Here is a 19,976-nt window from a genome sequence, read left to right on the forward strand (position 1 = left end):
CTTTTTGATTAAGGCATCGCTATGCCACTACACTCCTCAGATAGCGATAACGTAGAGAGTAAGCGGCTGGTTGATTCTTTTGTAACGAATGTCAAAAGAGCTTACATCTCGTTGCATCCTTCTAAAGAGAACCACTATCAATTCAGCCATGCGCTTTGTTTAAGTCCTTTTAAACTTTCATTTATTCATTAGTTAACCTGAGCTCGGAATAAGGAATGAACTTATACAATTTAAAATCAATATGTTACCCATCTCGCTTTCAAGCTTGTTATTTGTTTTGCTAACAAAGCGAATTGACGCGTCAATAGCTAGCCTATTGTAAGTCGATTCAACGCAGTTAGCGGGGCAAAGGACTGTTTGAAAGGCGTTTATTATCCCGAGTTCAGGTTAGTTATCCTGGAATGGTATTACTCGCTACTGCGTTTCTTTGTTGAATTGTTCGCCTTGGTTTCATTAACAGCAAGTACATTACTGGTACCCAAATTAAAGAAAGTAAAGTGGTTAATAAAGTACCGCCGGCAATGGCGATGGCAAAGGGTGGCCAAAAACCGCCGCCAGCAATAATCAGCGGTAAGAAACCACCAATAGTGGTAATAGTGGTTGAACCAATATGACGACCACAACTGCTTACGGTACTAATGATCATTGCCAGATCACCTTGTTTGGCGCCTTGCACGTCTTCAAGTTCTGCTAAAATCACAATGGCAGCATTAATGGCTAATCCCATTAACCCCAGCAAGCCAATAATGACCGTAAAACCAAATGGGTAACCAAACACATAAACCGCAAGTAACCCTAAACCTGCCGATTGAAATGCACTAAGCAAAATGATGGCGGTTAATCTAAATGAATTAAAAGACAGCACTACAGTTGCTAGCAATAAGGTAAATACCAACACAATGTTAGACAGCAGGTTACCCACAGCTTCATTGCGCTTGGCACTTTCGCCACCAATTTCAAGGTGATAGCCCGCAGGGAGTGTCAGTGTGCTGATTTGCTCTTGAGCATCATTTAATACTTGAGCGGGTAATACTCCGCTAGTGATGTAGGCTTCAATCGTGTTAACCCGCTCGCCGTTGCGCCGTGGAATAGCACCTCTGCTGACATTAATTTCATTGTAAGACAGCGCCGACAAAGGAATGCCTGAGCCAGAGGGCGACACTAAGTTTATTTCAGCTAAACGAGTGGCCTGCTCGCGACTATTATCGCCTAAGCGGACTCTCACCGGTAACGATTCGGTTTGCTCAAGAATGCTGCCACCAATAATCCCTGTGGTGGCCATTTGTACTTGATCTGCTATGTCACTTAAGCTTAAACCGCTCATTAAGCTTGCGTCTTCATTGACTTGTAACCACACTTTAGGGGCAGCAGAACTTAAGGTTGCCCGAGTATGAATGACATCTGGAGTGGCATTTAAAATCCCCCTAACTTGTTCACCTAATGTTTTTAGGGTGTCTAGATTAGGGCCATAAATACGTATTTCAACAGGGGCATTAAATGGTGGCCCTTGTTCTAATTTTCGCACCAGTATTTGTGCTTGCGGGTATTCTTTATCTAACTCTTTTTGTAATTGCAAAATAAGCCTGTTAGCGGCCACAAAATCGGTGACCTTAATCATGGCTTGGGCGTAATTGGTCGCCCCTTGCTGACGTTGAGTGAGGTTATAGTAAAAAGATGGTGTGTTACCGCCCACAACCCATGAGGCTTCGAGTATGTCATCGATTTTATGCAATTTAGCGTCGATAAGCCTTACTTGCGCCAAAGTATGCTCAATACTGACATGAGGTGCTAGGTACACTTCTAACTGAAACATGTCTCTGTCTGATGGGGGGAAAAATTGTTCGGTCATTTTGCCTGCGGCGAAAAAACCCGTAACAGGTAAAATGCCAATAACAATAGCGCTCAGCAATGGGCGGTGCAGTGCAAAGTGTAAGCTGGCGGTAAAAGCTTGGCTAATGCGAGGAAAAGCCATCCCTTGTTGATACCATGCGGTTGTTTTTTGGCTTCGGCTAAAGCGCCCAGCAAGGCCTGCAATAATGGTGTGCGAAATAATATACGAACCCAGTAGGGCAAACATTACCGAAATCGCAATACCGCCGACAAACTCACCAGCAGCACCTGGCATTAACACTATTGGGGCAAAGGCAAGCATTGTCGTAATGGTTGACCCGGCTAACGGCAGCCAGAGGTGATGCAATGTTTTTGATACCGCTTCTAGTTTTGTCATGCCTTGCTGGCGGCGCTGGGCAATCGCATCGACGATAACAATGGCGTTGTCGACCATAATCCCCAGGGCGACCACTAAGCCTGTTACTGACATTTGATGGATAGGCAGCCCAGTGTATTTCATGCAGGTTAATGTAAATAATGCCGTCAGTGGCAGTGATATTGCCACTATGATTGCATTACTTAAACCAAGCGTAAGCATTAACACCACAAGGATAATAATAAAACCTTGCAGTAAGTTAACAACTAAATCACCAAGCCTATCTTTAGTGTAACCTTGTTGGTCAAATAACCATTGGACTTTAATGTTAGCAGGTAAATTGACCGAGAATTGCTCTATAGTCTGGCTTACTTGCTGTTGCCATAAGTCTACTCGGTTATTGTCCAGCATACGTGCCGAAACCAAAATACCTTGTTGGCTATCGATGAGGGCAATGCTACTGGTTGGGGTTTTAGTTTGCCGAGTAATATTAGCAACATCGCCAAGGCGAATGATTTGACCATATTCATCGACTTTTAACGGGACTTGACTAATTCGGTGTTGCGAGTCGAGTTCTCCCGACACCTCAACTAACGCCCTAAATTGGTTGTTATTAATTTCGCCAGCGGCAATTTTGCTGTCTGCATTTGATAAAATGGCAGCAATACCTGCGGGGGTAAGATGAAGTTGGCTGATTTTATTTCCGTCAAGTTCGACCAGTATTTCTTCTTCTGGTGCGCCATAGAGTTTAGCAAAGTCGGTACCATTTAATAAACGTAAGCGGCTTTGTAATTCTTTGGCATAGCGATTGAGAATATCGGCTCTTACAGGGGAATTGTCGGCCCACACTAAGCCTAAAATTGCCGTGCTAGCATAGCCTAACTGATCATCTAACACGCCATTTTGAGCCGCTTCAGGTAGCAGATATTTACTGTCTGCAAGTAAGTCGCGTGCACGTGACCATACGGGATCTGTGTCGGTCACCGTATCTTTTAATTCAAGTTGGATCACTGAAATACCGGGCCGAGAAGTAGATTGAACCAGTTTTAAATCTTCTAAACGGCGTAATTGGTTTTCGAGCACCTCAGTGACTAATGCTTCAACTCGCTCAGCAGATGCACCAGGGTATTGAGTAATGACTGATGCAAACCTGTTAGTAATGTGAGGATCTTCAGTGCGAGGCAAGCTAGAGATCGCGCCCAGCCCTGCCACAATTAACAGCGCGATAAATAAGCTGGTTAAGCGGCCATTTTCAAGAAACGCTTTTATCATAGCGCCTCCACAGCTAAATTGTCAGCTAAGTGCACATGTTGGCCCACTACCACTTTGTGTAAGCCATCAACAATTATCAACTCATTGGGTTGGATTGCGCCTTTGACATAAGCCTGTTGCTCATCAGTGTAAATAATTTCAACATCTCTACGTTCAATCTTATAAACCGATGCAGTATCTTTTACCGCAACATATACATTCCAAAGGCCTCTTACACCATCGGTTAATGCCGACATCGGTACCCAAAAACCAGGTGTTATATGGTCCTGTTGATAAACCAGGTAGGCTATTTCGCCGTTAATTGCTCTGGCTGACTCGGGGAGTTGTATCCTGATTTGCACTGTACGGCTTGTAGGGTTTACTTCTGCGCTTATGCCGGCTATTTGCGCGGTAAACGTTTGTTTGCCAACCCGCACATCTACATGTTGAAGTGCAGTTAATTGCTGTGCAATATCAACAGGCACTCCAATATAGGCAACTGGTTGGCTGTTACCCACCACATTAAATACCGCGCTACCAAGGGCAATCACTTCTCCTTGATTGTGGTAACGCTGACTTATCACGCCATCAAAGGGGGCGGTTAAGGTTGATTTTTCAATTTTTAATTTTGCAGCACTTAAGCTGGCCTCAATACGTTTTTGATTGGCTTGTAGGCTAATCACTTGCTGCTGGGTTTCGTCCAGTTGCTGTGCAGACACGTAGTTTTGTGTTTTTAGTTTTTGTGTACGTGCCAGAGTGCTAATGGCTAAGTCGATATCAGCTTGGGTTTGTAACAGACTGGCTTCTAATTGTTGTTTTTCAGCAATCAACAAGTCTGTGTCTAATTGCGCCAGTATTTGACCTTTTTTGACCAAATCACCGCTGTCGACCCAAATGGTATTGAGCTTACCTGCTAATTCAAATCCAATACCTGTGGTATTTGCTGAACGAATGGTACCTGTATAGGTTTGTATTTTTTGGTAGCGATCATGAGGCACTAACGCTTGTGTTAACACCGACTGATACTCAACCGTTTGTGCATGTTCTTTTACATCAGAGCCACAAGCCGTTAGCGCAACAAGACTGATCCCAGTAACCCAATAACAAAAGCGTTGGCTGAGTGATCTAACTGCAAACATAATGATTCCTTTAAAACGATACGTGTTTAGGCAATAACTCATCTTGGGTTCAGACTTAGGTGTGTCATGCCTATGGTCATGCGATAAGATGTAGCTCAATTGTTAACTAGACTCAGTAGTCTAATTTTATAAAACTAGACTGTCCAGTCTATTTTTGAGTATTATGTTTTAACCGTATTGAACAATACATCATTTGAATTTTGCTTTAGTGTTAACGGAACACACATGACAGAACATACATCAGACATACACAACGATGAACAAGTCAATTTAAGTCGCAGTGAACAAAAGCGTATACAAGTGCTTGAGTCTGCAATGGAATTGTTTTGTCAAAAAGGCTTCCCGTTAACCAGTATGGATGAAGTCGCTAAGCATGCGGGAGTGTCTAAACAGACGGTGTATTCGCACTTTGGCTCTAAAGATGACTTGTTTGTTGCTGCCATAGATTCTAAATGTGCAGTACACCAACTCACCGGAGATACTCTGATAGACGCAAATGATCCACAGCGGGTGATTTTACTTTTTGCTAAACAATTTGGTGAGCTGATTGTGAGCAAAGACACCATGACAGTATTTAAAACCTGCGTAGCACAAGCCGACACTCATCCTGAAGTATCGAAACTGTTTTATGAGGCTGGACCAAAGCATATTTTGGGGTTGATTCGTGATTATTTAACAAAAGTGAATCAACATGGTGAATATTATTTTGATAACCCTCACGATAGTGCCGTAAGGTTATGTTTAATGCTGTTTGGCGAGCTTAAATTACGCCTTGAACTTGCAATAAACACCGAGGATTTATTGTTAACCAGGCAGCAATACTTAACAGACACTGCCGACATGTTTTTGCGGGCTCATAAAGTGGCGAGTAAATAAGCCAATGGATGTGAACTAAAGTGGATTGATTAGAGTATTAGTTCATAATGTTAGCTTTACAGCTTGTTTTATTATTTTGAAAGGATGCACATCGCCATGACGCCCCATAACGCTTTGCGATTGAAACCCAAAACGGCCAGTTCACTATTATTATCTATGCTCGCCCCTGGTGTTTTGCTATGCCAATACGCTGTTGCCGCGCCAGCTCGCTCACCATTTTCGTTAACCATTGCGCGCACTTCAGCGGCAACGGCAGACGTAGGTGGCGATGGCAATCAATTACAGCGTGATGCTTGGAAAACCAGTTTTTCAGCGGCTATGCCGTTAAATCGTCAATGGTCATTAGGCGCAAATGTGGGCTATGACAATCTTGACTACGATTGGCGCCGTAAACAAGCCTCTGCACTATTTGCCAATGCCAATGCCAATCCTTGGTCAACCGTACATCAATACAGTGCCGGAGTATCACTTACTTATCGGCTTGATAATCACTGGATGTTTTTACTTGCTCCTAAGTTGCAATATGCTTATGCCGACATTGCCTCATCTTCAAATGCACAAAGCTATGGTGTGGTTGCATCAGGTATGTATCGTTTTAACTCAGGTAATATGCTTGGGTTAGGTGTTGCCTATTTAAACGATATATCAGAAGTGCGTACAGTGCCTTACTTGGCCGTGCGTTGGCAAATTAACGACAAGTTAGTGCTAGCTAACCCGTTCCAGGCAGGTTTCAGTGGTCCTGCTGGGTTAGAGTTAAGCTACCAGTATCGACCAGACATTGATTTTGGCATTGGTAGCTCAAAGCGAACCGAACGCTTTTTAGTGGCAGATGATGAACAAACCATCGAAATTGATGAATGGGTTGGTTTTGTCCGTGCAGGTTGGAAAGCAACCGATAACGTTAGCCTAAATGCTTACGTAGGGTATTACTTTAACGGTGAAATAGAACTGAGCGAACCCAAAGTGACCGAAGACATCGAAGACCAAGCAGCGTTTGGTTTAGTGTTTAAATTGGCTTTTTAAAGTCGTGATATAAATTAACGTTTAATGCTGTTTTTAGAACAAATAATGCCGCTGACATCAGCGGCATTATTTATTGTATAAAGCTTTAAAAATAAGTGACTTCTTTAACACGTTTGGGTCTATTTTGTTGCTCGTACAATTGCCATACTTGTTTAAAGTCTAACGCGAGTTCAGTGACATAAAACTCACCAGAAGGATAGGTTTTAACCACTTTAGCACCACGAATAATGCCCGTTACACTTGATTTAATATTGTCATCAGTTAATAACCACTCACTTACGTCACTATTGGCAGAAATCTTTTGCCCGTAAACTTGTTCCGCTAATTCTCGATAGGCGGCAATTTTAGAGGCCTGCATTGCCATTAAAATACGGTGCGATGGCTCAGGGCTTGGTTGAGTCGCCAATGGGGCATAGCCCACCGCAGTTAATGTCGGGAAAGAGGTTGGTGCCTGCGTTTCCCACTGCACATATTTATCTTTACTGACACAGCCACTGAGTAACACTAAGGCCAATGCGAATATGACTGTCCTCATTATTTGTCTCCTAATACGGTATAACGAGTATCGCCTTTTTTCTCATGGCGGTATAACAAACCATTGCGTGACTCGATAATTTCAGATTCTTGTAAATAACCAGATAAGCTCGACGCAGCAACAAAAGATTGCACAGCAGAAAGTACGCGATTATTAGTTACATTCACAACACGGCCATTAAACACAACACCTTCAGGCGTCATTGTCATGGTTGACACTAATACGTGTGACACGGGCAAGTCAGAGGGTAACAGCTCCCAATTACGGCTTAGCATAAATTCACCTTGCTCAGTTGCACGCAAACTGGTGGCCACGTTCATGTCGACTAAATTAAACTCGTGAGCATGAAACGCGGCTAACAGCCCTTGCTGTAACTGCAATGCCAGTTCATTGGTGGCATTTAAATTATTTGCCAAAACCGGAGTGGTGATCAGTAATGGCTGATCAGCGCGCAAAGCATCATTTTGTAAAACCAGCTCATTGACCAGTTTTTCAGCCCACACATTAATCTGGCCTTTTGGTGCCAGTCCTGCATCTTGAATATCGTAAACCAACTGGTTGTGATAAACCTCGTTTTCATCAGCAACTTTAACGTACTTACCGTTATTGTTAAACGCTAAATTATTTGCCGGATTAGGCGTTTGGCTGCACGCTGCGAGTGTCAATATCGCAAGCACTGTAGCAGGTAAAATAAGCCTATTAATCATGATGATTCCTTAAAGAATGTCGCCCAGGTATTGTGTTGTACTTATGCTGCTAAACCATGGCTTATCAAATATTATTAAAGCCACTGTTGGCTGCGACAAAGCCACCGATTCACTATAAAACTATATCGGCAAAGAGATAAAAACCTTTACTCAATTTTATCCAGGGCCTGTTGAGCTTTACGGGGTGAATGTTGCTCGAGTTAAAAGCGTGTCAATCAAGGCGATGGATTGTGCCTAGTCTTTAAGCAACTCTTTATTTGCAAAGCATCATTTAACAAAGCGTAACACCTATTTAGCCGACCCTTTTAGGCAACGTTTATTGGCCATTTTTACTGCGTTATCGATTTTTTATGTAGACTCATTTCGCCTCAACGCCTTTGCCGTGAACTTATATATACCCAATCAACTTGAAAATCCGTGTTTCAGAGCTTCACCGTGTTTTCAATACTAGGCGCGTTAATGCGGTAATGTAGGTACCTTATAAATTAGCGCAACAACGTAGTGTGAACACGGTGAAACTCCCAAAGGGCAAGTTTTACACGCGTTTATGCTGCGGCTTTTGTTAATTTAGCTGATTTTGGAAAGGGAACGACCATTACCCGCAATCAATGCCTTGCTTAAACGCGTGTAAATTCTTGCTGAAATCGAGTATCTTCAGGTTGTTTGGGTATATGAGCAATGACCAACCATTCGCAGCAAAAACAACCTTGAAAGATCAACAGGCCCAAAGTATTACCTCATTTAATTAAAGTAGCGAGTGGCGCGATTATTGCTTAATTCTTATTAATTCAATTTTACTGCGTTAGTCGTAGTAGTTTATCTGCCTTTGCAGGCCACACTGACGATTTTTTGACATTAGGACATTGTATGCCGACGCAAAATACACTTTATAAGCGTGTCGTGAGCCAGTTTAAATATATGCTTGGACTTATGTTAGCGATGAGCTTATTTCAGGTTCACTCCGTTGTTGCTGAGCAGGTTGAGGTCACCGGCAGGGCCAAAATTGTTAATGGCGACATTGATAAGGCCCGTGAAGATGCCATTAGTCAGGCGTTAAATTATGCAAGTCTAAAAGCGGGGGTTAATTTTACCAGTGAGCAATCAATCGACCAAGGACGATTAACTCAAGACACCTTTCAAATGCAGCGCATGGGGACAGCAAATAACGTAGAACTCATGAGTGAAATGATTAGCCAAAACACTATTACCGTCGTGCTTCAACTCGAGTTAGCCGAGCCTGAGCCCAATGCTCAATGTAAAAGCCAATCACTAAAGGCAGCCATTATGTTGCCCCAGTCTTATATTCAAGAAAGAGCGCAATTACGCTACGGCCAGTTGGTTAATTTTGAACAGCAAATAACCCAACAATTAGGTAAAGTGATTAATTCACAATCCAGATACAGTTTTGCACGAGTGCATGCCGACGAAAAAATTGATAACACTAATCAGTTGGTTAACTTTAGAGGTTATCGAATTCCTACATGGTTAGGCGAAATCACCGACAGCCAATACATATTGCAACCAGACATTATTGACATATCAACAGAGCCAGCCGAAAGTCGTTATTTTGGTTTAAGTGAAGACTATCCTTTAAGACAGTTCATGATAAAACTGACCCTCTACCATGGCATTAGTGGTGAGGTAGTTTGGACCGAAACGTTTACAACCTCGGCGCCTTGGGAGTTTGAAAAACAAGAAGTGGTGTCACCGGCTAATCAACGTTTTTGGCGTTCATCATACGGCCAGGCCATCAGTGAAATTTTTCAGCAAAGTGTGCTGACATTAGATAATCAATTAAATTGCAGGCCATTATTGGGGCAAATTATCGCCAGGCAGGGCGATCGCTTAATAATTAATTTGGGCCGTAAAAACGGTGTCAAAATGGGTGATAAATTTCAAATTGTCTTGCAAAAAAACATACCCGATCGCCTAAATACAATGCGGCCAATAGCCAGTAAAAGTCGTGCTAGAGTGTTTATCGACCAAGTCAGTGAAGACAGCGCCACCGCCATCATTGAAGGTATTGATGCGGCAGATAATATTCAAGTAAATGATATCGCAATTAAAAATTAGCGTATTGGGGCGGGCTAAAGTAATGAGCAAAAAATGCATAATAGTAGCAGCCATACCGATATGTAAGGCTAAGATTTAAGCAATTAAATTTAAAGACTTTAAATCAATTTTAAACTCAGTATAATCAACGGGTCTCTCTATAGCTCAACAGGATAGAGCAGCCGCCTCCTAAGCGGCCGATCGGGGTTCGAGTCCCTGTGGGGAGACCATAAAATCTCTTTTTTATTAAAAATCAAATTCTTAATAAAACAATCAAAAGTTGTGCCGCCTCTGGAAACCCCTTTTTTGGAATTTTTTTTAAGCACTTTCCAAAAAAACACTTTTCGATAGTTTCAACTCAATATTGGACATTAACCTCCATTTCTAATAGTTTTCTATTAAAGCTAAAACATGGAAGTATTGTGTAATGAACCCCCAAGAAAGAGTCTAACCTGCAAACTAAACCTCACAAGTCTGAAGTCGATAATCAGTTAGAAGAACTTCTAACCGAAATGCCTGAAGCGCTGTAGTTGCAAATGGTTAATATTTTAAATTCGTCAGAACATGCTAATCAAAAGCTGAAAGCCGATTTTTTAGCCAGCTTACAGTCATTCGACATGCTCACTCAAAAAGATTCAACCGTTAGACCTTTGCTTCCTGAAGGCACTGATGAAGAGTCTTTAGCCAAAGCGCTTTCGAAAGTTGATGATAGTCAGTCAATACTTGAGACTGAGCAGCTTGAAGGTGCCGCTGTTTTTAATTCTTTATTTGAATCGATTGCCGAAGACCCTCTGGACGATATTCAAGAGATAAGACGGTTTGCCAATGCTCAAAATCTGCATGAAGCATTTGGAGAGGAAGGTGGTATTGAAGTTCTAACATTATTGAATCATATCAGTGAAGATAGTGCTGAAGTTATTCATGGTGCTATAGCTTGTCAAATGGCTGGTATGCCTAAGAAAGCCAATTTATTGTTTGAAATATTTGCTAAACGTCAATTTGTCGATGCGAATGAAGGATATCAGTCACTTCAAACGGAGATAACTAAATTCAAAGGATATGTTGAAGAGTCATCGAAAGCAGGTAAATCAGGCAGAGATAAACGTTACGCTAAAAAAGATAAAGTAGAAGCTTTCGCTATTCAGCTTTATACTCAGAAAAATTATGCTAACCCGCACCAAGCTGCGCAAGCTATTGCAGAGAAAGTGTTAAGTTATGCGGAGAGTATTAATTATTCTTTCACTTCTCCGTATCAAGCAATCAGAACAATCAATTCTTGGTTAAGCAAGTATATTAAATCAACTTCATAAAAATGGATTTTTACAGTGGTTAATAAACAGATCTCTCAAGCTCAACTGCTATTTCCAAAATCGCAGTATCCCCTTTTAAGCACCTACATTGACCTTTTTGTGAAATATATAACTCAACACGATATTTGTGTTTTAGAATCTGACCTTGAAATTATTTCTATTGCGTTGGGGGAAACGACACGTCAGCTTTTCAGGGCTGTTAATTCAAAAGAAAGCGTTCCAGATAAGCTTGAAAGTTTAATTTGTGGTGGCCTTAAACTTAAAGTCGAAACAAAAAAAAGGCTTACAACAAGCCAAACTGAGTTATCAAAAGAAGCCAATAAAGATGTTGTCGATGTTGTTATTTCTCATTACCAATCCAAACTCGATGAAATTGAAGCACTAAAACGGCAGGAGATTCTTGAACGAAAAACTAAAGTTTTATCTGAAGCTAAAGCAAAAGCTGAAATGTTACAGAATCAACTTAGAGAAGAAGCAGAAGCATTCAAAGCAAACCGTGTTGATTTTGACGATTTTGAACTTTATGGCATCCAAAAAAACTCTCGTGTAGATAAGCTTTTGGCTCAACTGCGTAAGAAGGCAATTACTCCTGAAGAGCTTAAATGGTTAGATAGTGTTGGTTTTTCAACTGAACTTGTTATACAAAAATATCACCTTCAACTTGCACACGTTCACTATCAAAACTGGAAACAAAAAAGCTTACCTTGGGAGCTGGTTAATGCCAGTGCTGCATATAGAAAAGCTGAAGTGCTGACAAAAATAAAAAAAGCGTTAGATGAATCATATCCGTTCAACATTCCTAAGAATGAAAAGAAATTAAAATCTGCTTTATTAACCACATATGGTGGCGTTTGTAGAGACCTAAAGGATTATGTGAATTCAATTAAACTTGGATTAGAAGCACATAAAGTGACACCGTTAAATTTCAGGCCATGTACTTTGCTAGGCGCTGTTTACCTTTCAACGGGTGAGTTTGACTTTGGCCATGAGTGGTATGACAAAGCAAAAGAACGAGGGTTTAGCCAAGACGCTTACGATAACGATATTAAATCTGTTTATTCTAGGGTAAGCGATGAAATGAAAAATAGGTTAAAACAAAACCTCGTAGCTACTGGTCACAAATATAAATGGTTATAAATCTATACCGTCACACCCTGTGACGGTACTTTTACACCCCAAGTAATACCTACACACCCTGTGGCGTGAATACTTCAAAATCTTCTAATCATATTATTTACTCCGACATACAAAAACTAATCGGAGTTAACATGAATACACTACTCACCCCTGCGGAAGTGGCGAGATACTTAGGCGTGACAATAGGCACTCTTTCTGTGTGGCGTTGTACTGGTCGCTATCCTCTTAATTTTATAAAAGTTGGTCGTCGTGTGATGTACCGCCAAAGCGATGTTGAAAACTTCGTTAACGGGGGGGGGACAGATGAGTAGTGATGCCTAGCACTTGCTATGCTCAATATCTAAATGAGCATAAGTGCTGGCTGTGATACTGGCGCTTATTTAAATTCCTACGGCTATTGCTTAGTCGTTTACTGGTGGTTTGAATATTACCGCCTCGCATTATGCGCCAACTTGCTATAGTTCGTCTTAAATTGTGAATGGTGGTAATTTTTCAAGCGTAGGCCTTTTCAGAATCTCTAAAGCGAGTAGCTCGGTGTTTTGATACCAAAAACTGTTTTTATCAGCTTTGTTGATAATAGTTGCTGATTAAATCTGTTATTTGGGGATAACCGCGCATACAAATTTTAATGCTTGTTTGCGTTGTACTCCACAATTGTGCGATTGTCGCCACGTGTGTTTATCTGACAATGGCCACTGTACTTTGTCTTTATTTTCTCTGTTGTTCTATCGCAGTTTACCTCGTTTTAACGCTATAATTGCGCCTTATTTTAAGTTGCCAGGAGCAGTGGCTTGTCACACTCATATATTCCGTTTGAACTTTATAAGCGTAAGTGGATTTTTAACCATAAAGATTTGCCTGTGTCAGACGATGATAAGGCGCTAATTAAACCTCTTACCGATAAAAGTGCTATGGAGGTGTGGAATAAGTGGATAAGCAATAAAAGCAGTCGAGCTGAGCAATTTGAGAAGGGCGATTGGCCGTCAAAACAAGATGCTTGGCATGCGACGGAGCACTGGCAGGCTGCATGGGACTCGCTCGACAATGCCCTGCCTGAAGCAATTTTGCAACATATTCAATGGCCTAATGAAACCCTGGTATATTTTTGTTACGAGAAATACCAAGTGATAGAAACGCGCTGGGATGTATTTGTACGTAATTGGAAGTGCTTTTTGTTTTTTGATGATGGCCCAATTTTAATGGCGCCAAAACATAAGCAAGCGTTGATTTTTGAGCAAAATGGCCAGTATAAATTAGGTGTTAGAGGCTAATTGCCTCTAGAACACGCGATAATTAAACCATCTGTCAGTAGCACCTGAAACACAGGGTTCAGGTTTAAGTGTTTTGCTATCACGGATGGTAAATATCCTATTTATTAAAGATTTACAGATTATTTTAAAGAGATTACATGAAACTTTATGCATTAATTGGCTTGGCTTTTTCGGTATGTTTTCCTATGGTGGCACAGGCTAAAATGGTCGCTGACGTTGATGTTGCCGACCAGATGACAGTTGCAGAACAGACTTTAGTGCTTAATGGTGCAGGGGTACGCAGTAAGTTTTTTATGGACTTATATGTTGGTAGCTTATATTTGCCATCGCATGCCAATCAGCTTGATGCTGTACTTAAGTCGCCCATTGCCGTGATTCAATTAACCATCACATCGGGGATGATCACTTCAGACAAAATGCGTACAGCCATTGAAGAGGGGTTTGAGTTAGCAACCGATAATAATATTGGTTCGATTAAGACCGACATTGAACACTTTACGCAATTGTTTGCCGATGAAATTATTGAAGGTGATCAATTTACCTTTGTTACCCAAAAAGGTAGAGGGGTGACCAGCATTAAAAATGGCCAGGTGCAAGGTGATATTGCTGGTGAGGCTTTTCGCCAGGCTTTGTTAAAGATTTGGTTAGGGGATAGCCCTGCTCAAGACAGTTTAAAGCAAGATATGTTGGCGCAGTAAATAACCTGTTAGGTGCTAGGGTGGACTGCGTCTTGCTAAGTTCTAGGGCTGACTGTGTTTTGCTAGGTTCTTAGGCGGCCTGTGTCTTGCTGGGGGCTCTGCGCGACTTGAGCTGTTGCGCAGAGTTTACCGTTTCTAGCCGCGTCCTAGCGGCACAGCGCTCTAGGCTGTTTTAAGAGCCATGGCCTCTAGGTTTTATTAGGCGGTAAAGTCATTACCTAACGTTGAAATGGTCGAGGTTTTGCCTTTGTCATTGTACGTCAAACTTGTGGCGTTGCGACTGGTTTGAAGTGCTTGGGCTAAGCGGTTGATTGTGGCGATGTTGTGTTCAATTAGGCTCGCGTTTTGAGCATTGATATGTTTACATTCACCAAGCAAGGCTTTTGCGGCTTCGACCTTTTGAGCAAATGCAGGTTGCAATGTCAGTTGGTCATGTTCTGGATGTGCCGCAAGCTTTTCATCTGTTGCTTTAAGTAAGCTCATACGTTGCATTTTATCTTTAGCAAGGGTGAGCAGCTTGTCTGCATCTTGCTTAAGCAATGCCTCTTTTTCTTCAATGATAAGCGCTTTAAGCTGAGTCAGAGTTTGGTGTTGGGTGTCTAGCAGTATAGTTATGTTAGTCATATATTACTCTTTGGGTTTTAATATCAACACTTCTCTATGGCGCAAAAATGCACCGACAAAACAAGGTTGAAATACCATAAAGAGTAACGAATTAAGGCTACTCTTTATCGAAAGATAAACCACTCAGTTCAGCTTCAAAACTTGCGATATTTGCGGCTAATTTTTCTGGGTCGACTTTATAACGACCTTCTGAAATGGCTTGTTTAATTTCTGCGACCTTTTTTTGATCGACTTCTGGTAATGCAGCTATTTTAGCTTGAGCACCCTGAAGCTGTTGTGCTTGCGAAGTAATACTAACAGAGTCGCTTTTAACCGCAGCGGCCGATTTTTGTGGCGCAGTTGCGTTAGATTGGGCTGCAGACTGCGTATCACGTGCTGTGCGCATTGGTGTGTTGGTTGCAGTGTTATTTTTAATGTCGATTGCCATGTGAGGCTCCAGCGTAATGAATCAGGTTTTCCTTACAGGCTATCGGCGCCTTGGAAAAAAACTTTAGGTTATTTTACATTCTTACTTCAACTTCGCCAACGCCAATGACAACGGCTTCTAACTGTTTGCTACTTTGGTTGTTTTTTACTCTTATTAGCTCGCCTATATTACCATCTCGTAGGGCTTCACCTAATGTTTTTATTTGTATGTTTGCTGTGTTTGCGTAAATAGAAACCATGTCGCCTTTACACACAAAACATAAGTTTTTATCAATAATGGGTGAGTCTTTGGCGACTCTGCGTTTTACTCGCGAGCCGATTAAACTAGACGAGTCTGAAAAAAATTGACCTTTTATGCTGTACTGATCCACATACATGGTGGTGACATTGTGTGTGTCGATAATGTCATCGGGTGAGAGTAACTCAGTTGCCACGACTACAGGGTATTGGATCTCAACCCTTACCGACAGATACATTTGCCAGGGGTAGTCATAATCTGGCGTGCGACAACCAATTTTAACGGTATTATTGCGGCTTATGTCTCTATCGCTTGCTAACTCGACTGTTATTGGCGGATAGCAACGTGGCGGCGTGAGCCTGCCTTCAAGGTTTTGTGGTATCACATTGACCTTAGCATTTGAGTTTACATCAATTTTTTTCTCTACCGCCTCTTTAGCTAATTGATAAATGGTCGATAATGAGGGAGTCATCGCTTCTTCGTTAGCTATAGCGGGTAACGAAAGTGGCAATAAACACAAAAAACATAAAAAAAATACTTTCATAATGAAGATACTAGCTTGTTTTGCCAGAATACACCTATACTTTGAAAAACAATCAATATGTTGAGCATGTAGACGTATTAATGAGACTACAACATCATATGCCTGACGGTGAATCATTTTGTTATCCTCCGTCAAAAAAGTAACACATCGTTAGTGTAGTAAGGTAAGCAAGTTGTATGCCTAGTTTTTTGATGTTAAGTATTTGTTGAAATGGGTGGCCGTGCAGCACATTAAGTGGTGTTAGTTGCCTGTAAAATGTGTTACTAACAAAGTATCAATTATATTGAAATTTGATTTAATATAATTTAATGACAAATTTATCCTTTATGGGTGATAGTTAACTACAAGGCCGTGTTATGTCGAGCATTTTAGATTCAGTAAATAAACGTACCCAACTTGTTGGGCAAAACAGATTAGAGCTGCTGCTATTTAGGCTTAATGGTCGTCAACGCTTCGGTATTAACGTCTTTAAAGTTAAAGAAGTGCTGCAATGTCCTCCTTTAACGACCTTACCTAAACTAAACCCCTTTATTAAAGGTGTTGCTCACATTCGTGGCTCAACCATTTCTGTCATTGATTTAAGCGCTGCAACGGGAGGGCGTCCGCTGACCTCGACCGAGAATTGTTTTATTATTATTTCTGAATATAACCGAAGTGTGCAGGGGTTTTTGGTTAGTTCTGTTGAGCGGATTATCAACATGAATTGGGCGGCTATTATGCCTCCTCCACAAGGTGCTGGGCGTTACTCTTATCTGACGGCGGTAACCGAAATTGAGGGTGAATTAGTTGAGATTTTAGACGTAGAAAAAATTCTCGATGAAATATCTCCGGTTAAAACGGCTATTAGTCAAGAGGTTAATGAAACCTTAACCATTGATAGAGAACAGCATTATCATATAATGGTGATTGACGACTCCGCCGTGGCTCGCAAGCAAATTATTAGGTCGTTAGAGTCATTAAATTTACAAATCGACACGGCAAAAGACGGTAGAGAAGCGCTGGATAAACTGAAAAGCATTGCCGCAGAAATGGATGATGTGTCGCAAGAGATCCCTTTAATCATTTCTGATATTGAAATGCCCGAAATGGATGGTTATACCTTAACCGCCGAAATTCGAGATGATCCTAAGCTTAAAAAGATCAAAGTTGTGTTACATACTTCATTAAGTGGTGTATTTAACCAGGCGATGGTTCAAAAAGTGGGCGCAAATGATTTTATCGCTAAATTTAATCCAGATGAATTAGCGGCAGCGGTTAACAAACATTTGAGTCTTTAACTGTCTATAATGACAATATGGCAAATTGCTAAGCGTTTTGGGCTTACTTATTTTAGGACGTTAATGTGACAGATAAATCACTTGCTGAAGCAGAATACAACCAGTTTAGACTGTTTTTAGAGCAGCATAGCGGTATTGTGTTAGGCGAGAATAAACAATATTTAGTGCGTAGCCGTTTAGCTCCCTTAATGGGAAAATATAACCTACCTTCGTTGTCTGAAGTGGTGAAGAAGTCGATGAAGCCGACTGAACGCCAGTTACGTGCTGAAGTTATTGATGCGATGACCACTAACGAAACCTTATGGTTTCGTGACCGTTATCCTTTTGACCTGCTGCATAATACGTTATTGCCAGAGTACAGCAAGCTTGGGCGGCCTGTAAAAATTTGGTCTGCGGCCTGTTCCTCAGGGCAAGAGCCTTATTCTTTAGCTATGACGGTACTAGAGTATCAGCAGCGTAAACCAGGTGCTTTACCTGGCGGTGCAACTATTCAAGCAACAGACTTATCGCCTTCAATGCTTGAGCGTTGTAAAAACGCTGAGTATGACAGCTTGGCGTTGGCTCGTGGTTTGTCTGATGAGCGTAAGCGTCAGTTTTTTGATGCTTTGCCATCTGGAAACATGAAAGTGAAAGACAGTGTTAAACGTTTAGTGAATTTTAGAGCACACAATCTGCTTGAAAGTTATAGCTTATTAGGCAAATACGACATCATTTTTTGTCGTAATGTGCTGATATATTTTGCACCAGAGGCAAAGGCTAAAATTTTGCGGCAATTTGCTGCCGCACTTAACCCTAAAGGCATTTTATTCTTAGGTGCGTCTGAATCGATTGCGGGGTTAACTGAAGAATTTAATATGGTTCGATGTAACCCTGGTATTTACTACCAGAAAAAAGTGTAACAAAAACATAGCTTTATTTTTTAATCATACCGGCGATCGCCGGTATGTTCATATAAACAGATTATTCTCTTCTTATAAAATAATTGGCATAACCTTTGCTTTAATTCTATTAGTTAGCTGATGGAGGCAATTTTATGGCGATTAATTTCGATAATGCATTAGGTGTTCACCAATATTCATTGGGTGTGCGTGCTCAACGAGCAGAAGTGATTTCTAGTAATATCGCCAATGCCAATACGCCTCATTACAAGGCTCGTGATGTTGATTTTGCATCTGCTATGCAAGCGGCAAGCTCTCAACAAAAGGGCTTAAGCATGAGCCAAACCACAGAAAAGCATTTTGACTTAACGTCATTAACTCAACAGCATGTGCAATATCGTGTGCCAAATCAGCCTGATACCGGGGATGGCAACACTGTTGATACGCAACAAGAACAGACTGCATTTATGCAAAATGCACTCGAATATCAAATGTCACTGGGTTTTCTTGAGGGAAAATTTAACGGCATGCGTAAGGCATTGCGAGGTGATTAATCATGAGCTTATTTAATATTTTTAATGTTTCTGGTTCTGGGATGTCGGCACAATCTGTGAGGTTAAATACCACGGCCAGTAATATTGCTAATGCTGATTCGGTGTCAAGCAGCGTTGACAAAACCTACCGTGCTCGTCATCCGGTATTTGAAGCCGAAATGGCCAAGGCAAGTAGCCAACAAAATCGATCTCCTGGCGTGTCGGTAAAGGGCATTGTTGAAAGCGACAAGCCGCTTATTAAAGAGTATTCCCCAGATCACCCTCTGGCAGATGGTGATGGCTTTATTTATAAACCAAACGTAAATGTGATGGAAGAAATGGCTGATATGATCTCAGCTTCGCGCTCTTATCAAATGAATGTTCAAGTTGCAGATGCCACAAAATCAATGCTGCAACAAACGCTTAGAATGGGTAAATAGTTTGATTTTTCAAGGAGGCAGCTATGAGCCTAATTAATTCGTATAGTCAGTCATTGCCGCAGACATCAAGTAGTGCGTCAAATACGACGGCTGTGACCAAAAGTTCGGTACAGAGTACAACAACGATAACCGGAAACACGTTTCTTGATTCGATCCGTTTACCTGAAGAAAGCACGATTCCTGAAGCAAATGATCAGTTATTAAAACAAGAAGATTTTTTTGCTCTGCTCAGTCAACAACTGTCAATGCAAGACCCATTTGAGCCGGTCGATAACGACCAAATGATTGCTCAAATGGCGTCATTTTCTACCGTTGATGGGATTTCCAATCTCAATGATGAGATTTTAAACCTTAATACTGTGATGAGTTCAAGCCAGGCATTACAGGCATCTGGTCTTGTTGGACGTAAAGTCTTAATTCCGTCAGACACTGGGGCTATCTCGGCTGAGAGTACGGGCTTAAATGGAGTGATAAGTACGCCATCAGCAATCGATACCATCAGCGTGAGTATCCAAGATGCGTCAGGTCAGTTAATTAAAACCTTTAGCGTTGATGGCAGTGCTGGCGGCAATATTGATGTGTCTTGGGATGGTCTGGACAAAAATGGATTGCCGGTAGAAGAGGGGATGTACTCCATCAAGGCCAATGGCAAAGTTGATGGCGAAACACAGGAGTTAGCGGTATCGACTTATGCTCACGTAAGCAGTGTGTCGTTAGGCACTACAGCTACTGGGGCTATTTTGAATTTGCGCGGTGTCGGCGGTATTAAGTTATCTGACGTACTCGCTGTATCTGAAACTTAACATTATCG

20 protein-coding genes and 1 tRNA gene are annotated in these 19,976 nt (G+C 41.4%); 14 read left to right on the plus strand and 7 right to left on the minus strand.

What is annotated here, in order from left to right; genetic code table 11:
• Positions 1-391: 391 nt before the first annotated feature.
• Both L2703_RS02770 and L2703_RS02775 read right to left on the minus strand, forming a co-directional pair.
• Positions 392-3,478 (minus strand): efflux RND transporter permease subunit, encoded by a 3,087-nt coding sequence (locus L2703_RS02770; RefSeq protein WP_248969611.1) that lies wholly within the window; start codon positions 3,476-3,478, stop codon positions 392-394.
• Complete coding sequence (locus tag L2703_RS02775) at positions 3,475-4,596, minus strand: efflux RND transporter periplasmic adaptor subunit (RefSeq protein WP_248969612.1); 1,122 nt, start codon at positions 4,594-4,596, stop codon at positions 3,475-3,477. Before L2703_RS02775 ends, L2703_RS02770 begins: the two co-directional genes overlap by 4 nt.
• A gap of 225 nt (positions 4,597-4,821) precedes the next feature.
• Here L2703_RS02775 and L2703_RS02780 point away from each other — a divergent pair, with 225 nt between their 5' ends.
• Together L2703_RS02780 and L2703_RS02785 are read left to right on the plus strand one after the other, a co-directional pair.
• Positions 4,822-5,472, plus strand: coding sequence for a TetR/AcrR family transcriptional regulator (locus tag L2703_RS02780; RefSeq protein WP_248969613.1), 651 nt, complete (start codon positions 4,822-4,824; stop codon positions 5,470-5,472).
• A 96-nt stretch (positions 5,473-5,568) separates the two neighbouring features.
• The gene (locus L2703_RS02785; RefSeq protein WP_248969614.1) at positions 5,569-6,495 is read left to right on the plus strand and encodes a TonB-dependent receptor; all 927 of its coding nucleotides are present in this window, start codon (positions 5,569-5,571) and stop codon (positions 6,493-6,495) included.
• An 85-nt stretch (positions 6,496-6,580) separates the two neighbouring features.
• Here L2703_RS02785 and L2703_RS02790 read toward each other — a convergent pair whose 3' ends face one another.
• Both L2703_RS02790 and L2703_RS02795 read right to left on the minus strand, forming a co-directional pair.
• Positions 6,581-7,030, minus strand: a complete 450-nt coding sequence (locus L2703_RS02790) for an LPP20 family lipoprotein (protein WP_248969615.1) — start codon at positions 7,028-7,030, stop codon at positions 6,581-6,583.
• Complete coding sequence (locus L2703_RS02795; protein ID WP_248969616.1) at positions 7,030-7,737, minus strand: FlgO family outer membrane protein; 708 nt, start codon at positions 7,735-7,737, stop codon at positions 7,030-7,032. Before L2703_RS02795 ends, L2703_RS02790 begins: the two co-directional genes overlap by 1 nt.
• An 867-nt stretch (positions 7,738-8,604) precedes the next feature.
• On the opposite strand from L2703_RS02795, the gene L2703_RS02800 reads away from it, so the two are divergent.
• From L2703_RS02800 to L2703_RS02830, 7 genes are all read left to right on the plus strand, one after another.
• The gene (locus L2703_RS02800; RefSeq protein WP_248969617.1) at positions 8,605-9,810 is read left to right on the plus strand and encodes a flagellar assembly protein FlgT; all 1,206 of its coding nucleotides are present in this window, start codon (positions 8,605-8,607) and stop codon (positions 9,808-9,810) included.
• A 133-nt stretch (positions 9,811-9,943) separates the two neighbouring features.
• Positions 9,944-10,019 (plus strand) — tRNA-Arg (locus L2703_RS02805).
• 306 nt (positions 10,020-10,325) lie between these two features.
• On the plus strand, positions 10,326-11,099 hold the full coding sequence (locus tag L2703_RS02810; protein ID WP_248969618.1) for a hypothetical protein: 774 nt from the start codon (positions 10,326-10,328) through the stop codon (positions 11,097-11,099).
• A gap of 15 nt (positions 11,100-11,114) precedes the next feature.
• Positions 11,115-12,236, plus strand: coding sequence for a hypothetical protein (locus tag L2703_RS02815; protein WP_248969619.1), 1,122 nt, complete (start codon positions 11,115-11,117; stop codon positions 12,234-12,236).
• A 131-nt stretch (positions 12,237-12,367) separates the two neighbouring features.
• Positions 12,368-12,547 (plus strand): helix-turn-helix domain-containing protein, encoded by a 180-nt coding sequence (locus L2703_RS02820; RefSeq protein WP_248969620.1) that lies wholly within the window; start codon positions 12,368-12,370, stop codon positions 12,545-12,547.
• Between the two features lie 480 nt (positions 12,548-13,027).
• Positions 13,028-13,507, plus strand: a complete 480-nt coding sequence (locus L2703_RS02825) for a DUF2947 domain-containing protein (protein ID WP_248969621.1) — start codon at positions 13,028-13,030, stop codon at positions 13,505-13,507.
• Positions 13,508-13,644: 137 nt separating this feature from the next.
• Positions 13,645-14,205 carry a chalcone isomerase family protein gene (locus L2703_RS02830; protein ID WP_248969622.1) on the plus strand — a complete coding sequence of 187 codons (561 nt, stop codon included), beginning with the start codon at positions 13,645-13,647 and terminating at the stop codon, positions 14,203-14,205.
• Between the two features lie 198 nt (positions 14,206-14,403).
• On the opposite strand, the gene L2703_RS02835 is transcribed toward L2703_RS02830, so the two are convergent.
• From L2703_RS02835 to flgA, 3 genes are all read right to left on the minus strand, one after another.
• A complete protein-coding gene (locus L2703_RS02835) occupies positions 14,404-14,829 on the minus strand; it encodes a flagella synthesis protein FlgN (RefSeq protein WP_248969623.1) in 426 nt (141 codons plus the stop codon).
• Positions 14,830-14,926: 97 nt separating this feature from the next.
• Positions 14,927-15,256, minus strand: coding sequence for a flagellar biosynthesis anti-sigma factor FlgM (gene flgM, locus L2703_RS02840; protein ID WP_248969624.1), 330 nt, complete (start codon positions 15,254-15,256; stop codon positions 14,927-14,929).
• A 73-nt stretch (positions 15,257-15,329) separates the two neighbouring features.
• A complete protein-coding gene (gene flgA, locus L2703_RS02845) occupies positions 15,330-16,037 on the minus strand; it encodes a flagellar basal body P-ring formation chaperone FlgA (RefSeq protein ID WP_248969625.1) in 708 nt (235 codons plus the stop codon).
• 356 nt (positions 16,038-16,393) lie between these two features.
• Between flgA and L2703_RS02850 the strand changes: the two genes are divergently transcribed.
• From L2703_RS02850 to flgD, 5 genes are all read left to right on the plus strand, one after another.
• On the plus strand, positions 16,394-17,314 hold the full coding sequence (locus tag L2703_RS02850; RefSeq protein WP_248969626.1) for a chemotaxis protein CheV: 921 nt from the start codon (positions 16,394-16,396) through the stop codon (positions 17,312-17,314).
• Positions 17,315-17,379: 65 nt separating this feature from the next.
• On the plus strand, positions 17,380-18,213 hold the full coding sequence (locus L2703_RS02855; protein WP_248969627.1) for a CheR family methyltransferase: 834 nt from the start codon (positions 17,380-17,382) through the stop codon (positions 18,211-18,213).
• 134 nt (positions 18,214-18,347) lie between these two features.
• Positions 18,348-18,746 carry a flagellar basal body rod protein FlgB gene (gene flgB, locus L2703_RS02860; RefSeq protein WP_248969628.1) on the plus strand — a complete coding sequence of 133 codons (399 nt, stop codon included), beginning with the start codon at positions 18,348-18,350 and terminating at the stop codon, positions 18,744-18,746.
• A gap of 2 nt (positions 18,747-18,748) precedes the next feature.
• Positions 18,749-19,165, plus strand: a complete 417-nt coding sequence (gene flgC, locus L2703_RS02865; protein ID WP_248969629.1) for a flagellar basal body rod protein FlgC — start codon at positions 18,749-18,751, stop codon at positions 19,163-19,165.
• A 23-nt stretch (positions 19,166-19,188) separates the two neighbouring features.
• The gene (flgD, locus tag L2703_RS02870; RefSeq protein ID WP_248969630.1) at positions 19,189-19,968 is read left to right on the plus strand and encodes a flagellar hook assembly protein FlgD; all 780 of its coding nucleotides are present in this window, start codon (positions 19,189-19,191) and stop codon (positions 19,966-19,968) included.
• Positions 19,969-19,976 lie beyond the last annotated feature (8 nt).

The sequence above is a fragment of the Shewanella basaltis genome (genome assembly GCF_023283885.1).
Classification (GTDB): Bacteria; Pseudomonadota; Gammaproteobacteria; order Enterobacterales; family Shewanellaceae; genus Shewanella; species Shewanella basaltis.

Excerpts from the sequence above, each read along its gene's own strand:
- L2703_RS02770 (WP_248969611.1), bottom strand. The coding sequence starts at position 3,478 with ATGATAAAAGCGTTTCTTGAAAATGGCCGCTTAACCAGCTTATTTATC.
- L2703_RS02775 (WP_248969612.1), bottom strand. The coding sequence starts at position 4,596 with ATGTTTGCAGTTAGATCACTCAGCCAACGCTTTTGTTATTGGGTTACT.
- L2703_RS02780 (WP_248969613.1), top strand. The coding sequence starts at position 4,822 with ATGACAGAACATACATCAGACATACACAACGATGAACAAGTCAATTTA.
- L2703_RS02785 (WP_248969614.1), top strand. The coding sequence starts at position 5,569 with ATGACGCCCCATAACGCTTTGCGATTGAAACCCAAAACGGCCAGTTCA.
- L2703_RS02790 (WP_248969615.1), bottom strand. The coding sequence starts at position 7,030 with ATGAGGACAGTCATATTCGCATTGGCCTTAGTGTTACTCAGTGGCTGT.
- L2703_RS02795 (WP_248969616.1), bottom strand. The coding sequence starts at position 7,737 with ATGATTAATAGGCTTATTTTACCTGCTACAGTGCTTGCGATATTGACA.
- L2703_RS02800 (WP_248969617.1), top strand. The coding sequence starts at position 8,605 with ATGCCGACGCAAAATACACTTTATAAGCGTGTCGTGAGCCAGTTTAAA.
- L2703_RS02810 (WP_248969618.1), top strand. The coding sequence starts at position 10,326 with ATGGTTAATATTTTAAATTCGTCAGAACATGCTAATCAAAAGCTGAAA.
- L2703_RS02820 (WP_248969620.1), top strand. The coding sequence starts at position 12,368 with ATGAATACACTACTCACCCCTGCGGAAGTGGCGAGATACTTAGGCGTG.
- L2703_RS02830 (WP_248969622.1), top strand. The coding sequence starts at position 13,645 with ATGAAACTTTATGCATTAATTGGCTTGGCTTTTTCGGTATGTTTTCCT.
- L2703_RS02835 (WP_248969623.1), bottom strand. The coding sequence starts at position 14,829 with ATGACTAACATAACTATACTGCTAGACACCCAACACCAAACTCTGACT.
- flgM (WP_248969624.1), bottom strand. The coding sequence starts at position 15,256 with ATGGCAATCGACATTAAAAATAACACTGCAACCAACACACCAATGCGC.
- flgA (WP_248969625.1), bottom strand. The coding sequence starts at position 16,037 with ATGAAAGTATTTTTTTTATGTTTTTTGTGTTTATTGCCACTTTCGTTA.
- L2703_RS02850 (WP_248969626.1), top strand. The coding sequence starts at position 16,394 with ATGTCGAGCATTTTAGATTCAGTAAATAAACGTACCCAACTTGTTGGG.
- flgB (WP_248969628.1), top strand. The coding sequence starts at position 18,348 with ATGGCGATTAATTTCGATAATGCATTAGGTGTTCACCAATATTCATTG.
- flgC (WP_248969629.1), top strand. The coding sequence starts at position 18,749 with ATGAGCTTATTTAATATTTTTAATGTTTCTGGTTCTGGGATGTCGGCA.
- flgD (WP_248969630.1), top strand. The coding sequence starts at position 19,189 with ATGAGCCTAATTAATTCGTATAGTCAGTCATTGCCGCAGACATCAAGT.